Raw genomic sequence first — 13,896 nt, 5'->3', positions numbered from 1 at the left:
TTTTGGCGTTCCGCGCACTTGGAGGGTTTGCTCAGCGTTCACCCAAAATTGCGCCAACCATAACCGGAATGTCTCCGGAAACTCACATTGCTTTCGCAGAATCGATACGTCGCCAACCCGGCGAGCAACATCAAACACTGATTCTGTGAAGGAAACTCATGGCTTTTACCAACCCACGTGTCGCCGCTGCAGCAACGTCCGCAGTGGTGGCGCTCGCTGTCGTCGCAACGCCTGCGCACGCCGCTGAACCGAAGGCGCCGAAGAACATCATCTACATGGTCGGCGACGGCATGGGCTACAACCACGTCGCAGCAGCCAACCTGTGGCAGACTGGCCAGTCCAAGTGGATGCTCAACGGCGAAAACAGCATCAACAGCATCTCCAACGTCGACGGCAAACCAGTCCAGACCTTCGAGCAGGAGGACAAGGGCTGGAAGCACACCTCCATGACCACCTTCCAGTACGGCAACGAGTACGACGAAATCAAGGCGTGGAGCGACCGCGACTGGATCAACAAGAACTTCACCGACTCCGCCGCAGCTGCCACCGCCATGGGCACCGGCGTCAAGACGGACAACGGCAAGATCGGCGTCGACCACAAGGGTGAGAAACTGGAGAACACCTCCCAGCGCGCCGTGAAGCAGGGCAAGGCCGCCGGCGTCGTGTCCACTGTGCCGTTCAACCACGCCACCCCGGCAGGCTGGGGCGGCCACAACGAGAACCGCAGCAACTACACCCAGCTCGCCGACGAAATGCTCGGGCCCGACAGCCCACTGTCCGTCATCATGGGCGCCGGCCACCCGCTCTACGACGACAACGCCCAAAAAACCGGCAAGTTCAACCCCAAGTACATCACCGAGGAGACCTACAACAAGGTCGCCAACGGCGAAACCGACTGGAGCCTCGTCACCGACCAGGCGGACTTCGAGTCCCTCGCCAAGGCAGCCAACAAGGACGCCAAGAAGGTCTTCGGCCTCGCCCCCGTGGCCAACACGCTGCAGCAGGGCCGCGCAGGCTCCGACGGCGAAGACAAGGCGAACGTCGGCCCGTACCTGACCGAGTTCAACAAGGGCGTGCCAACCCTGGCCACCATGTCGCTCGGCGCCCTGAACACCCTCAACCAGGACGAAGACGGCTTCCACCTCATGATTGAAGGCGGCGCCATCGACTGGACCGGCCACGCCAACACCATCGGCCGCTCCATCGAAGAGACCATCGACTTCTTTGACGCGGTAGAGGCCGTCGAAAAGTGGGTCGAGGAGAACTCCTCCTGGGAGGACACCCTGCTCATCGTCACCGCCGACCACGAAACCGGCTACCTCGCAGGCCCGCAGGATACCGACAAGTACAGCGAGCTCAGCGGCGCCAAGGGTGCCAAGCCGGAGCACACCTACAACTCCGACAACCACACCAACCAGCTCGTCGGCTTCTGGTACAAGGGCGCAGGTGCCGACGACATCTACGAAGCATCCACCAAGCACACTGACAAGATCCGCGGCTCCTACATCGACAACACCACCGTCGCCCGCCTCACCCTGGACAAGTGGTGGAACGGCGAAAAGCCAGCAGACGACAAGAAGCCTGCCGACGGCTCCTCCGCCGACTCCCCGTGGCTCATCGCCATCCTGTCCATCCTCGGAGTCGCCGGTCTACTGGCTGTGATCGCACAGGCAGCACCATCCCTGGTGGACAACCTGCGCACGCAACTGCCTAAGTTCTAGCAGCTACTACCTGTCTACATAGGAAGCATCGGCAACTTCACGCCGAGCTTCGGCAACGCGGCAATCAGGCCAATGATCGCGAGCACCGCCGCGATCACGCCGCCAACAATCGCCGCCACGTTCAGCTCTGGCTCCGCCGTCGGGTACGCAACATCCGCCTGAGCGCCTTTCGCGCAGGCAGCGGCCGCGGCGGAGTCGGCGTCGTCAAGCATTGCCTGCTTCTCGGCGACCTTCCCAGCTGGCGTGGCGGCCCACGCCTTATACAGCGCCTCATCACTCTTCTCGACGCCAAACGGCACCTCAGCGCGCTTCATCTCCGGACCGACCTGGCGCTTGGCCGGGTCGATGCCCTCGAGCGTGCGTTCCTTCGTCGGCTTCGTCTCCTTCACCGTCTTCTGTGCCTCGGCGTACTTCTCGGCGAGCTTGGTTGGGCGCTTCGTGGCGTCCGGGTAAGCAGTATCCACGGCGGCCACGAAGTCGCGTGCCTGCTCATGCAGCCCAATCGCCTTCGACGCTTCGAACCAGGAGACAACGAAGCGCTGCTCGTCGGCCGAGAGTTGCACCGTGCACATGCCGTCCTTGTCCTTCACGTTCACCGTCGCGGCGTGGGCGGGTGCGGCAATGGTGCCGAGCGCGATCGCAGTGGCAGCAGCGCAGGTAACGATACGTTTCATGGTGTCCTCCTTGAGGTCGAGTGGGTGTACCAGGTGTACGCGATTAGTTTCCGACACCGCATGTTGCGACAGCGTTAACGTGGGAATTCGGGGGTAGGTGGGGGTGGTTTGCGGCTGGTCTCTGGGCGGTTCTCGCTCCGGTCGAGGTGTTCAAGGAGTGCGATGCAGGTCGCCCATTTTCTCCAAGCCCGTCTGATTTTCGGCGACCAGCATCGCACGCTTCTAAGACCTCGACCGGAACGATTCGGAGCGTCTCATGTGAGGCTGCTACGTACCAACCCGCGCGCCGAATGCCCGCTACAGCTCCCGCGGCACCACTTTTCCGGTGGCGTTGCGCGGCAGCGCGTCGACGAAGTGGACGTCGCGGGGGATGGAGTGGTCGGCGAGGTGGTCGCGGACCCAAGCCTGGACGCTGGCAGCCGTCAACGCCTGGCCGGCGGGATCGTCAGTGCGGACGATCCAGACGGCGACGCGTTTGAACGTGTCGGGGTCGTCGACGCTGCCGACGTAGAGGTCGTCGATACCTGGCATGCGTTCGAGGACCGCCTGGACGGATTGGGGGTGCACGTTTTCGCCGCCGACGATGATCATGTCGTCGCTGCGGGACACGACGTGCAGGAGGCCCTGGTTGTCGAAGTACCCGAGGTCGCCCATTTCGATGAGGCCGTCGATAGTGACCATGGGCGTGTCGGAGTTGGTGTAGCCACGCAGGGCGGTTTCGTTGTTGAGGAAGATGCGCCCGACGGTGCCGGTGGGGACTTCGCGTCCGGCGTCGTCGTAGATGCGCAGGGTGGTGCCGGGTGGGACGCGGCCGACGCAGGTTGGGTCGTTGGCGACGGTGGTGGCGTCGGCGGCTGCGGCGAGGGCGAGTTCGGTGGAGCCGTAAATGTTGGCGACGATGGGGCCAAAACGGTCGATGAGTCGCTCGGCGAGCAGTGGGGTCAGGGCGTTGCCGGCGGTGCCGATGAAGCGCAGGCGCGATGTGTCGTAGTGTTCATCCAGGTCAAGCATGTGCTTGAGGAAGATAGGGGAGGAGATGAGGCCGTCACAACGGAAGTGCTCGAGTTGGCGGAAGGCGTTGGCAGGGTCGAAGACACGCTGCGTAACGATGGTGCCGCCGACCCCGAGCGTGATGTTGAGCGCCGACCAGCCCCAGGTGTGGAACATGGAGGCGGTCATCTGGACGGTGTCGCCGGCGCGGAAGGGGATCGCCTCGAGGTAGCCGGTGACCACGAAGGGGAGGGCGGGCTCGGCGCGCAGGATGCCCTTGGGGATGCCGGAGGTGCCTGAGCTCATGAGCACGATGTCGCCGTGCTTCGGGAACAGCGGCAGCGTGGCGTCGCCCCCGCCCATACTTATCGACGCCAACTTCGCCCCATCAACCACCACCATGGCGGTGCCCATGTCTGGGATGCGGGGTAGGAATTCGTCGTCGGTGAAGAGGATGTTGATGTCGTTTTCCTCGATGCAGCCGCGGAGTTGTTCGGTGGAGGAGCCGACGTTGAGGAGGAAGATGGAGCCGCCGGTGTAGCCTTTAGCGCCGAGTGGCAGGATGATGCCGCGGCCATTGCGGGCGATGACGCCGATGCGCGGCTGGTCGGTGACGCTGAGGATCCAGCGGGCCACGTTGCGCGCTTGGGTGCGGAGGTCGCGGTAGGTGAGGAGGCCGGCGTCGTCGATAAGGGCGGTGCGCTCGGGGGCGGCGAGGTAGCCCTGTTCGATAGCGCGGGCGGTGGTGAAGCGGAAGCGGAGCAGATTTGGTATAACCCCTAGCGCTGCTTTCGGGCTGTTGCCGAGGCTGATCATTCCGGCGCGGTGGGTGGCCCTGAGAAAGCGGAGAAACATTGCTCTATTCTATGACATCTGGCAAAGTAGGCGTAGTTCTTGTTGTAGATGTGAAAGAAGTGCACTTGTGTTTCGTAAGTTGACGGCGGCGATCGTCGCGACCGCGCTGGCCATTGTGCCAGCGCAGGCCACCGCGCAGCCGCGTAACATGGTGGTTTTCGGCGATTCAGTCATTGCCGACCCAACAGTCCACGACTGGGCGGCAGGAAAAATCGGCGCCACGCCACAAGGCTCCTCGGATGCGAAGGTCTGGTGCCCAACCGGTGCGAGGAATTGGGGCAAGCAGGCGGCTGCGCGCCTCGGGTTGCGGGCAATGGACTACTCCTGTGCCGGCACCGTTTCAACTCGCGTTGGCCCCTATTTCTCCCTGCAGGTTGACCGCGCGTTGCGCGACCGCGCCCTGAACTCGGCAACGGCCCGCGTCATCATCTCGACCGGCTTCAATGACACCTATTCGACCGGCGGCCGGTCCCCGGAGCAGGTGCGTCGCGCCTTCGTCGACGCGATGGTGCCGCAGGTGAACCGTATCCGGGCGGCGGCGCCGAACGCGCGCATCCAGATTGTCGGCTACCCGAAGATCACGCAGGGCGACCGCGTGTGCCTGTTTCAGCTGGGCAACAACATGCACGACGCCACCCCGATGCCCTTCGTGCAAGCGTGGGAGGACACCGCGCAGTGGATGCAGGTGGACCTGGCGCGCGCAGCGGGTGTCGAATTTTTGGACCTGAAGCCGTCCACGTGGAACAACAACATGTGTGCCCCGGACCACATCCGGATGTGGGCCGGGCTGGTCGATTTCGGCCCTTCGCCACGCAACATGCCGCTGCACGTGAACCAGCGCGGCCACGCCCACGTCGCGGACGTCATCGCGCATTCCTAGAAACTAGCTACTTGGCCAGCGCGTCCTCGATGGCCTGCTCGAAGGCCTCGTAAGGCTGCGCGCCGATGATTTCCTGGCCATTGACCAGGAAGGACGGGGTGGAGTTAAAGCCTGCACGCTGCGCTAGGTTGTTGGCGTCCTGCAGGGCGGCGTCGTACTTGTCGCTGGCGGCGTCGGCCTTGAACTTCTCCATGTCCGGCATGCCTGCGGCTTCAGCGAAGCGGACGAAGTCCTCCATGTCGAAGTCGGGGTGGCCTTTGGCCTTGATGGCCTCTGCCATGTAGGCGTCCTGGTACTCGAAGAATTTGCCTTGGTCGGCGGCAGCGCGGCCGGCGCGGGCTGCTTCGACGGCGGCCTGGCCGTTAACTACGAAGTCGTTGAACTCGATGCGCACCTTGCCCTCATCGACGTAGTTCTTGATGATCTGCGGCATGATCTCAACGTTGGCCTTGATGCAGAATGGGCAGTCCCAGTCGGAGAACTCGGAGAGGACGACGGGGGCGTCGACATCGCCGAGGGCCATTGGGTCGTTGGCGTCGCGGCGCTCGATCTCGGCGGCGGCCTCGTTCATAGTCGGTTCGGCGGCCTGAGACGGTGCAGTCTGGGCGGTCTCCGTGGCGGGTGTCGCGGAGTTTGCGCCGATGACGTAGCCACCCACCCCGGTGCCGACCGCCAATACTGCCGTAAATGCCCACATCAGTGGTGGGATCTTGGTATCACTCATGGTGCTCCTTTGGTTGTTCTGCGTTTTGTAATGCTACCGCCCGCGCCAAACGAGCGTAGCGCAGCTCCTGCTCACGGAACCGGGTCCAGGTCGAGATGGTGGTGAAGAAGAACGCGATGATCAGCACGTACAGCATCAGGTCCGTGCCGCGGGCAACACCCAACCAGTTGGCAAGGATGGTGACGTCGTCGGGGCGCAGGATCGCCCAGATGGCGGCGATGAACATCGCGCCGAAGCCGATCTTCACCCACGCTTTCGCGTTCGCCTTTCGGCGGTTAGCAAAAAAGTAGAGCGCTAACAGGACGGTGGCGCAGATCAGCGCGAATTGGATCATGGGAGCCTCCCTGCCACGATGTTGTCGGCCAGGATGTTGACCCCGTTGATCAGCGACTGGCCCTTGCTCATCGAGTACTCGGTGTACAGGATCTCCACTGGTTCCTCGGCGACGCGCCACTTGCGCTGGTCGATCAGGGCGACGATCTCGGATGCGTGCGACATCCCGTTCATCCGCAGGTTCATCTCGTTGGCCACTTTGAGGTTGAAGGCGCGTAGGCCGTTGTGGGCGTCGCTCAGCCCGAGGCGACGAGTGCGCGGCGAGAGCATCACCACCGTGCGCAGCACCACGCGTTTGATCCACGGGACCTGCGAGCTATCTTGGCCGGCGAAGCGGGTGCCCACCACGATGTCGAGCGGCTCCGTGCGCAGGCGCTGCACCATGCGCTGCACGTCCTTGACCTGGTGCTGGCCATCGGCGTCGAAGGTGACAAAGTACTTCGCCCCCGGCTGAGCCCGCGCGTACTCCACCCCGGTCTGGATCGCGGCGCCCTGCCCCAGGTTCACCGGGTGGTTGACCAAGTGGGCCCCGGCGGCGCGGATGGCGTCGGCGGAGTTGTCGCGGGAGCCGTCGTTGACGGCCACGATGTTCGGGAACGTTTCCCGCGCATGCTCAATGACCTGCTGGATAACGGGGCCCTCGTTATAGCAGGGGATGATGAGCCAAGTGTCGTCGTTCATGTTGACGCAGATGTTACCCGGCGCGGTGGAAAAGTCGCGCATAAACGCGCTTCAGCAGAGGCTTCGGCAGCAGGCGGTAGAGGGTGCGCACTGCGACGTTCACCATCGCGCGTGTGCGGCCGATCAGGCCGTAGCGCACCAGACGGATCTGCATGTCTACCTCGGAGGTGAACATGTCGCTGCCGGTGCGGCGGTCGAACTGCTCGTCGGTGACGCGGAAGTAGGTGAGTGGCTCCTGCATGTTGTAGAGCGTGTAGCCCTCGGCGATGAGGCGCGCGAAGAGGTCGTAGTCCTCCATGAGGTGCACGTCCTGGTACCCGCCCACCGCCTTGACGTCCGCCGTGCGGTACATCACGGAAGGGTGGTTCATTGGCGAGTTCATCTTGGCGTAGTGTGCGGGGTGCTCGGGCAGGCGTCGGATGCCGCCGGTGCGCTCGCCGTCGAACTCCTGCACCGCAGTTCCCACCACGGACACCTCGGGGTGCTGCTGCAGGAATTCGAGTTGTCGCTCGATGCGCTGGGGGAACGCCTTGTCGTCGGAGTCGAGCTGGGCCACGAACTCGCTGTCGATCGTCTCTAGGGCCGCCTGCAGCGCGGGGCCAGCACCGCGGTTTTCGGCACAGCGCACCACGCGCGCCCCATACTTCTCGACGACCCCCTCGACCCCATCCGCCACCGGCCCATCAAAGACGACCACGACCTCGTCCGCGGGGCGGGTCTGCTCAGCGAGGGACTGTAGCGCCTCAGCGAGCTGGTCAGGAACGGTGCCGTGGTAGGTAGAAAGGAGCGCAGTAACGGTGGACATGGATACCGATACTAGTTGCGTGCGGCGTCGAGAAGAAATGTGCCGTAGCCCGACTTCACCATGGACTCACCCAGGCTGACCAGCCTGTCCACAGAGATGAACCCCTGCTCGTAGGCGGCGACCTCCGGCGAGCCAATCACCAGGCCGGTGCGCTTCTGCAGCACCTCCACGTAGGCGGAGGCCTCCGCCATCGAGTCGATCGTGCCGGTGTCCAGCCACACGTCACCCCTGTTCAGGCGGTGTACCCGCAGCTGGTTCGCCTTCAGGTACGCCTCGTTCACGCTGGTGATCTCCAGCTCGCCGCGGGCGCTCGGGGTGATCGTCTTCGCGATGTCCACGACCTGGTTGTCGTAAAAGTACAGGCCGACGACGGCGAAGTTGGACTTCGGGTGCTCCGGTTTCTCCTCAATCGAGGTGGCCACGCCGTTCGCGTCGAAGTCCACCACGCCGTAGCGGTGCGGGTCGGAGACCTCGTAGGCGAAGATGGTACCGCCGGTGCCGTCGTGGCTTAAGTCCAGGGCGCCGTCGAAAATGTTGTCACCCAGCACGAGCGCCACCGAGTCATCCCCGATGAAGTCCTCGGCGATCAGGAACGCCTGGGCAAGCCCATCGGGGGAGGGTTGGATGCCGTAGTGGAGCATGATGCCCCAGTCGGAACCATCACCGAGGAGACGCCGGAACGCGGGCGCGTCCTCCGGCGTGGTGATCACCATGATCTCCCGGATACCAGCGTTGATCAGCGTGGTCAGCGGGTAATAGATCATGGGCTTGTCATAAATCGGCATCAACTGCTTCGAAATACCCTTCGTAATCGGGTAGAGCCGGGTGCCGGACCCGCCGGCCAGAATGATGCCCTTCATCGACTTAGCGCTTCGGCAGGATCTGGTCCAGCGGCAGCTTCTCAATCACGGTCAGCACCGTGGTCAGAATGCCCATGATGAACAGGACGAGCGCCGGGGTGGACACGTTCGACGTGTCGCCCGCGGACAGCGCCATCGCAGGGTCCGTCGGGGCGGTGTTCGTCGTCGTTGGTGCAACCGTCGGGGTGACCGTCGCCGTCACCGTCGGGGTGACGGTGACCGTGGTGGTTGCCGGGGCCGAAGGGGTAGAAGTTTGGGTGGAAGCGAACGCCGGGGTTGCCACCACCAGTGCCCCCGCCACCGCGAGAGCTGCAAGAGAAGTGCGATTCATGCAGTACAACCTACCCAAGATAGAGCGCCAACGCAGCTCTCCAGTTCATGAGGGCAAAGCCCGTCGCCTTGATCTTGTCCAGCGCCAGCGTCGATTCCGCAGGCCGTGGCGCCTTGTCCCCGTACTCCTCCGAAGTTACCGGGTGTACCTGCGCGGGGTCCTTGCCCATCCCGATGAATACCGCCATCGCGATCTCGTCGCGGCCCACCGAATCCCCATCCGAAGTGATGTTGTACACCCCGTACGCAGCCTCGTTGGCCAGCAGGTGGCGGATGCCCTTCGCCAGGTCCTCCGCCGACGTCGGCCGCCCGCGCTGGTCCTTCACCACCCGCGGCTTTGCGCCGGCCTCCGCGAGGGAGCGCATCGTCGCCATGAAGTTCGCGCCGTCCCCGAACACCCAGGACGTCCGAACCACGTAGTGCCTGCGCGCCACCTGCGCCGCCGTCTCCCCGGCAGCCTTCGACGCCCCGTAGCGGCTCAGCGGGCTCGGCAGCTCCTCCTCCGTGTGCACCTGGTGGGTGCCGTCGAAGATGTAATCGCTGGACACGTGCACCAACACCAGGTCGTGCTCGTTGGCCGCCCGCGCTAGCTGCGCCGGGGCCTCCGCGTTCACGCGCCACGCGCCCGCCGGGTCGTCCTCCGCACCGTTGACGTCGTTGTACGCCGCGCAGTTGATCACCGCCCAGTACTTCGACCAGTCCACCCCCTCCAGCTTCGTGATGTCCAACTGCTCCCGCGTACAGAACTCCGCCTCATCCGGCCCGTAGAGCTCCTGCAGTGCCCGGCCCAGCTGGCCGTTCGCGCCCGTCACGAGGATTCTGCGCTGGGGGACTGGGGTGGCGTCGACAAGCATGGGGTGGGTGAGGTCAGCCTGCGAAAGCTCCGTGGGCTCCAGCGGCCACTCGACCTCCCTGTAGGAGCAGTAGGCGTAGCGCGCGCCGGGCTGGTAACGCTCGTTGACCAGGTAAATGTACGTCGTGCCGTCCTCGAGCGCCTGAAAGCCGTTGGCCACCCCGCGCGGCACGAACACCGCCGTCTCCGGGCCGATCTCGCAGCTGAACGTCTCCCCGAACGTCTCCGATCCCTCTCGCATGTCCACCCACGCCCCGAACACGCGGCCCGACGCCACCGACACCCACTTATCCCACGGCTCCGCGTGCATGCCGCGAGTCGCCCCGCGCCGCGCGTTGAAACTCACATTCTGCTGCACCGGCACCAGCTTCTGCCCGGCCCAGTTCTCCTTGAACCAGCCGCGGTTATCGCGGTGCACCGCAAGCTCGTGGACTTCCAACCCAGCAATCATTACTGTCCTCTCGCTTCGTATCGCTTCTCGACGTCCCCCTTCGCCCCTTCCCACCACCAGCGGTTCTCGCGATACCACTCGATGGTTTGCTCCAGCCCATCGCGCAGATCTTCCGTGTAGCGCGGCCGCCACCCAAGCTCCGTGGTGAGCTTCGTGGAGTCCATCGCGTAGCGCTGGTCGTGGCCGGGGCGGTCGTTGACGTGCTCGTACTCGCCGCCCATCAGCTCACAGATCATCTCGATGACCTGTTTGTTCGTGGTGTGGTCATTATTCGCGCCGATGTTGTACGTCTCGCCCAGCTTCCCGCGCTCCAGGATGGTCAGCACGGCGTCGTTGTGGTCGTCGACGTGGATCCAGTCGCGCACCTGCGCGCCCGTGCCGTACAGCTTCGCGGGCTGCCCGCACAGGATGTTCGTGATCTGGCGCGGGATGAACTTCTCCACGTGCTGGTACGGCCCATAGTTGTTGGAGCAGTTCGAAATCGTCGCCTTGATACCGAAGCTGCGGATCCAGGCCCGCACCAAGTGGTCTGAGCCGGCCTTCGTCGCCGAATACGGACTCGACGGCTTATACGGCGTCGCCTCCGTGAACTCCTCGTTGCCCGTCAGCGGCAGGTCTCCGAACACCTCGTCCGTGGAAATGTGGTGCAGCCGCGCCCCGTGCCTGCGCACTGCCTCCAGCAACACATACGTGCCGATCAAATTCGAATGAATAAACGGCGACGGGTCCTCCAACGAATTATCGTTATGCGACTCCGCCGCGAAATGCACCACCACATCCGACGCCCCCACCAAGTCACCCACCAGCGCCTCATTCGCGACGTCCCCCTCCACCAACTCCACGTCCAACCCCCGCAGATTCGCCGGGTTGCCCGCATACGTCAGCTTGTCCAGGACCGTGACCTTGTAGTCAGTGCGCTCGGTGACCATCCGCACGAAATTCGCGCCGATGAAGCCCGCACCACCAGTGACCAGCATTGTTCCCATGGGCCTCTACCTTAGCCGGAGCGCCACCAAATGTACCGCCGCCCCCGCCAGCGGGCCCGCGAACAAGGCCGTGACCACGACGGAGTGGACGTCGACACCCACGAGCCGCGGCATCACCCCCAGCACCGCGAACGCCACCGCCGTCGCCGTCAGCCACCCCGCGACGTACCAGCCGTGCCGCTCCAGCGACAGCACCGCCACCCCCGTAATAATCAGCGCGCCCATAAACGCCGACGCGAACGTGAGCACCCCAAGCGTCAACCCATCGACGTAAAACTCCGGGTCAAACGCCAGTTTTAGAATCCACGGGCCCACCGCCCACGCCGCGGCGAAGCCCACAACACCTAGGCCCAGCACGGCAGCGACCGGCTGCACCAACGCCGCAAACAACGCTTCTCGACGCTCCACAAACCTCACCACCAGCGCCGACTGGAACCGCTGCAACGGCACCAACACCGGCGCCCGCGTCAAAATCACTGCGTTCATAATCGCCGCCACCGACGCCTGTGGGAACGCCGCGTTCACCGCCGTCGGGAAGCCCGTGATCAGCGCCGCCGACGCCCCCGACGCCACCATCGCCGTCAACACCCGGCGCACGAACACCCCACGATGCACATCCAGCGGCACCCGCAAATGCTCCCGGCGCAACACCACCAGCCAGCTCAACGCGCCGACCACCGTAATCACCAAAAACGCAGGCAGGCCCCACCCCAGCGCCCACGCCAGAAGCGCCAACACCAGCCGCACACCCGAATCCAGCGCCACCAGCGCCGCGTAGCGCTCCCACAACTGCGCCCCCGACAGCACCCCGCCCAGCACCGCCTGGAACACGTACATCACCAGGCCAACCTGCAGCAGGGCAGTGGCCGTCAGCGTACTTCCGGGAACAACGGTGCCAATGAACAGTGCGCCCGCGACCGTTGCCGCGACGACCACCACCAGCGCCGTCCACGCCCCCAACCGCCACGGATTCGCCGAACCCCGCCGGCCATCCTCGCGCGCCGCCGCGACGGCACGCGTGGTCTCGTGGGTGAGGCCGTCGATAAGCCCGGTGGACGCGAAGAACAACCCCCAGTACGCAGCGAAGTAGCGGTAGGCCGAGTCGGCGTCGAGTGCTTTCGACGCCACCCACAACACCACAAAGCCACTGACCGCCGCGAACAGCGTGGCAAAAGAAAGGTGCTTCACCTGGCGTTACATCGCCTTACATTCCGAACGACGGCGCGATCGTCGTAAACCACGCCTTGTGCAGATCCTCGCGCCAGTACGGCCACGAGTGCGTCCCCGCATTCCGGAACTCATACTGCGCCGGAATATTCAAGCCTTCCAGCTTCGCGCGCAAATCATGCGAACACTTATTAATCGCAGCCTCAATCACGCCGCCCTCAACCTGCAGAATCGCCGAACCGACACTCGCCGCAGGCTGCGGAAGCCCCTGGCCAACCAAGTAACTCACCTGATCCTGGCGGCCCGCCAGGCCCGTGCCCGTCGAAATATACAAGCGGGTCCCGCGCAGCTTCTCCGCATTCACAAGCGCATCGTTATAGCGGTTATTCGGGCTACCCATCGGCCCCCACATCATCTCCGGCGTCACCGTCCGGTAATCCAACGTTCCCGACGCCCGGTTCACCGTAATCCGGCCAAACTGGTACGCCTCAGGCGTCGACGTCGCCGCACACCCCGAGAAGGACGCCGCAGACTTATAGAACCCGGGGTAGTGCGTCGGCAACACCAGAGACGTGGTCCCCGACATCGAGAATCCCACAATCGAACGGCGATTCTTGTCCGCCCCCAGCAGCCCCTCAATCGGCCCCGGCAACTCCTTGACCAGGAACGTCTCCCACTTCTGTGGGCCGTTAATGTAGCGCGAGCGCACATTGTCACTCACCCAGTCCGTGTAGTACGAAAACGCGCCCTCCTGCGGAATCACAACATTGACGCCCTTGCCTGCGAAGAACTCGCGAGCATCACTCATGCTCAACCAGTCCTGGTGCTGCTCCGCACCACCAGCGCCGTTGAGCAGGTAGATCGTCGGCGCGTTCTGTACGCGCTGCCCCGCAGTATTCGTCGCAGGCAACACCGCCACCGGGATATCCCGGCGCATCGACGGCGAATACACCAAGAAGCTCAACACCTGCTTATGGTCAACCTTCTCGACCCACTTCTGCGGCTTCCCGTCCGTCTTCGCCAACGGTGGATTCGCAATTGCGTTCCAGGGCTTCACCGTACCCACGGGCTGGGCCGATGCTGTTGGCGTAACTGCTGGGATCGCCTGGAGTGCCGACAAAGGAATGGCCACAGCCATCGCTGTAGCCACAACCGAACGAGTGATGCGCTTCAACATGGAAGCCATCCTACTTTACAGATGTGGCAATTGGGGCTTCTGGTGTCACTTTGTTCGGCGTTTCGTGCAAGAATGTGGGAAGTATTTCGTTCTTACAGAATTTCTCTTTGAAAGAAGGTAGTTGCAATGAACCCGATCGAGTCCATGCAGGTCGCCATCAATAACGTCCTCGGTGAGCTGATCCACTTCGGCTCCTCGACGTCTTCCACCATCGCATACGGCATGGGCCTGTTCTAGAGGCTCGGCCCGCTTGAACCCGTCGCGCCACCTGTTGTTGGGTGGGCGGCGGGTTTTTGTGGTTCGTGCAGGGCGCTGCGCACCAAATTCCTTAATTTCCCTTAGTGCCAGGATGGTTGTGAACGTCAATCCATAGGAGGTTTTGTTCATGACCGACCCACAGTTACCTGAG

The 13,896-nt window shown here is 63.7% G+C and carries 14 protein-coding genes; 2 read left to right on the top strand and 12 right to left on the bottom strand.

Annotation, left to right across the window (positions count from 1 at the left end; genetic code table 11):
* Positions 1-158 precede the first annotated feature (158 nt).
* Positions 159-1,721 (top strand): alkaline phosphatase, encoded by a 1,563-nt coding sequence (locus tag KBX14_RS09700; protein ID WP_256042436.1) that lies wholly within the window; start codon positions 159-161, stop codon positions 1,719-1,721.
* Between the two features lie 14 nt (positions 1,722-1,735).
* On the opposite strand, the gene KBX14_RS09695 is transcribed toward KBX14_RS09700, so the two are convergent.
* Together KBX14_RS09695 and KBX14_RS09690 are read right to left on the bottom strand one after the other, a co-directional pair.
* Positions 1,736-2,395, bottom strand: coding sequence for a hypothetical protein (locus KBX14_RS09695; RefSeq protein WP_070477328.1), 660 nt, complete (start codon positions 2,393-2,395; stop codon positions 1,736-1,738).
* Between the two features lie 297 nt (positions 2,396-2,692).
* Positions 2,693-4,240 (bottom strand): AMP-binding protein, encoded by a 1,548-nt coding sequence (locus KBX14_RS09690; protein ID WP_070477330.1) that lies wholly within the window; start codon positions 4,238-4,240, stop codon positions 2,693-2,695.
* Positions 4,241-4,307: 67 nt separating this feature from the next.
* On the opposite strand from KBX14_RS09690, the gene KBX14_RS09685 reads away from it, so the two are divergent.
* Positions 4,308-5,120, top strand: a complete 813-nt coding sequence (locus KBX14_RS09685; protein ID WP_256042435.1) for a GDSL-type esterase/lipase family protein — start codon at positions 4,308-4,310, stop codon at positions 5,118-5,120.
* 7 nt (positions 5,121-5,127) lie between these two features.
* On the opposite strand, the gene KBX14_RS09680 is transcribed toward KBX14_RS09685, so the two are convergent.
* Genes KBX14_RS09680 through KBX14_RS09635 form a run of 10 tightly spaced genes read right to left on the bottom strand, consistent with a single transcriptional unit; the run spans position 5,128 to position 13,487 of the window.
* On the bottom strand, positions 5,128-5,844 hold the full coding sequence (locus tag KBX14_RS09680; protein WP_256042434.1) for a thioredoxin domain-containing protein: 717 nt from the start codon (positions 5,842-5,844) through the stop codon (positions 5,128-5,130).
* Positions 5,837-6,178, bottom strand: coding sequence for a DUF2304 domain-containing protein (locus KBX14_RS09675; RefSeq protein WP_070477332.1), 342 nt, complete (start codon positions 6,176-6,178; stop codon positions 5,837-5,839). Before KBX14_RS09675 ends, KBX14_RS09680 begins: the two co-directional genes overlap by 8 nt.
* Positions 6,175-6,858, bottom strand: coding sequence for a glycosyltransferase family 2 protein (locus tag KBX14_RS09670; RefSeq protein ID WP_256042433.1), 684 nt, complete (start codon positions 6,856-6,858; stop codon positions 6,175-6,177). Before KBX14_RS09670 ends, KBX14_RS09675 begins: the two co-directional genes overlap by 4 nt.
* A gap of 13 nt (positions 6,859-6,871) precedes the next feature.
* Positions 6,872-7,663 (bottom strand): glycosyltransferase, encoded by a 792-nt coding sequence (locus KBX14_RS09665; protein ID WP_256042432.1) that lies wholly within the window; start codon positions 7,661-7,663, stop codon positions 6,872-6,874.
* An 11-nt stretch (positions 7,664-7,674) separates the two neighbouring features.
* Entirely contained in the window at positions 7,675-8,523 is an 849-nt protein-coding gene (rfbA, locus tag KBX14_RS09660; RefSeq protein ID WP_256042431.1) for a glucose-1-phosphate thymidylyltransferase RfbA, read from the bottom strand.
* Positions 8,524-8,527: 4 nt separating this feature from the next.
* Entirely contained in the window at positions 8,528-8,854 is a 327-nt protein-coding gene (locus KBX14_RS09655; RefSeq protein WP_070363227.1) for a hypothetical protein, read from the bottom strand.
* A gap of 10 nt (positions 8,855-8,864) precedes the next feature.
* Entirely contained in the window at positions 8,865-10,157 is a 1,293-nt protein-coding gene (gene rfbD / locus KBX14_RS09650; protein WP_256042430.1) for a dTDP-4-dehydrorhamnose reductase, read from the bottom strand.
* Entirely contained in the window at positions 10,157-11,143 is a 987-nt protein-coding gene (gene rfbB, locus KBX14_RS09645) for a dTDP-glucose 4,6-dehydratase (protein WP_256042429.1), read from the bottom strand. The genes rfbD and rfbB overlap by 1 nt, the downstream gene beginning before the upstream one ends.
* A 6-nt stretch (positions 11,144-11,149) precedes the next feature.
* Positions 11,150-12,331 carry a hypothetical protein gene (locus tag KBX14_RS09640; RefSeq protein WP_070477344.1) on the bottom strand — a complete coding sequence of 394 codons (1,182 nt, stop codon included), beginning with the start codon at positions 12,329-12,331 and terminating at the stop codon, positions 11,150-11,152.
* 16 nt (positions 12,332-12,347) lie between these two features.
* Entirely contained in the window at positions 12,348-13,487 is a 1,140-nt protein-coding gene (locus KBX14_RS09635) for an alpha/beta hydrolase family protein (RefSeq protein WP_246814887.1), read from the bottom strand.
* Positions 13,488-13,896: the final 409 nt, after the last annotated feature.

Origin of the sequence: Corynebacterium sp. CCUG 61414 (assembly GCF_024453945.1) — a bacterium.
In the GTDB taxonomy this organism is placed as follows: Bacteria; Actinomycetota; Actinomycetes; order Mycobacteriales; family Mycobacteriaceae; genus Corynebacterium; species Corynebacterium pseudogenitalium.
Note: the sequence above shows the minus strand (reverse complement) of the source record. Positions and strands in the feature narration are given on the sequence as shown.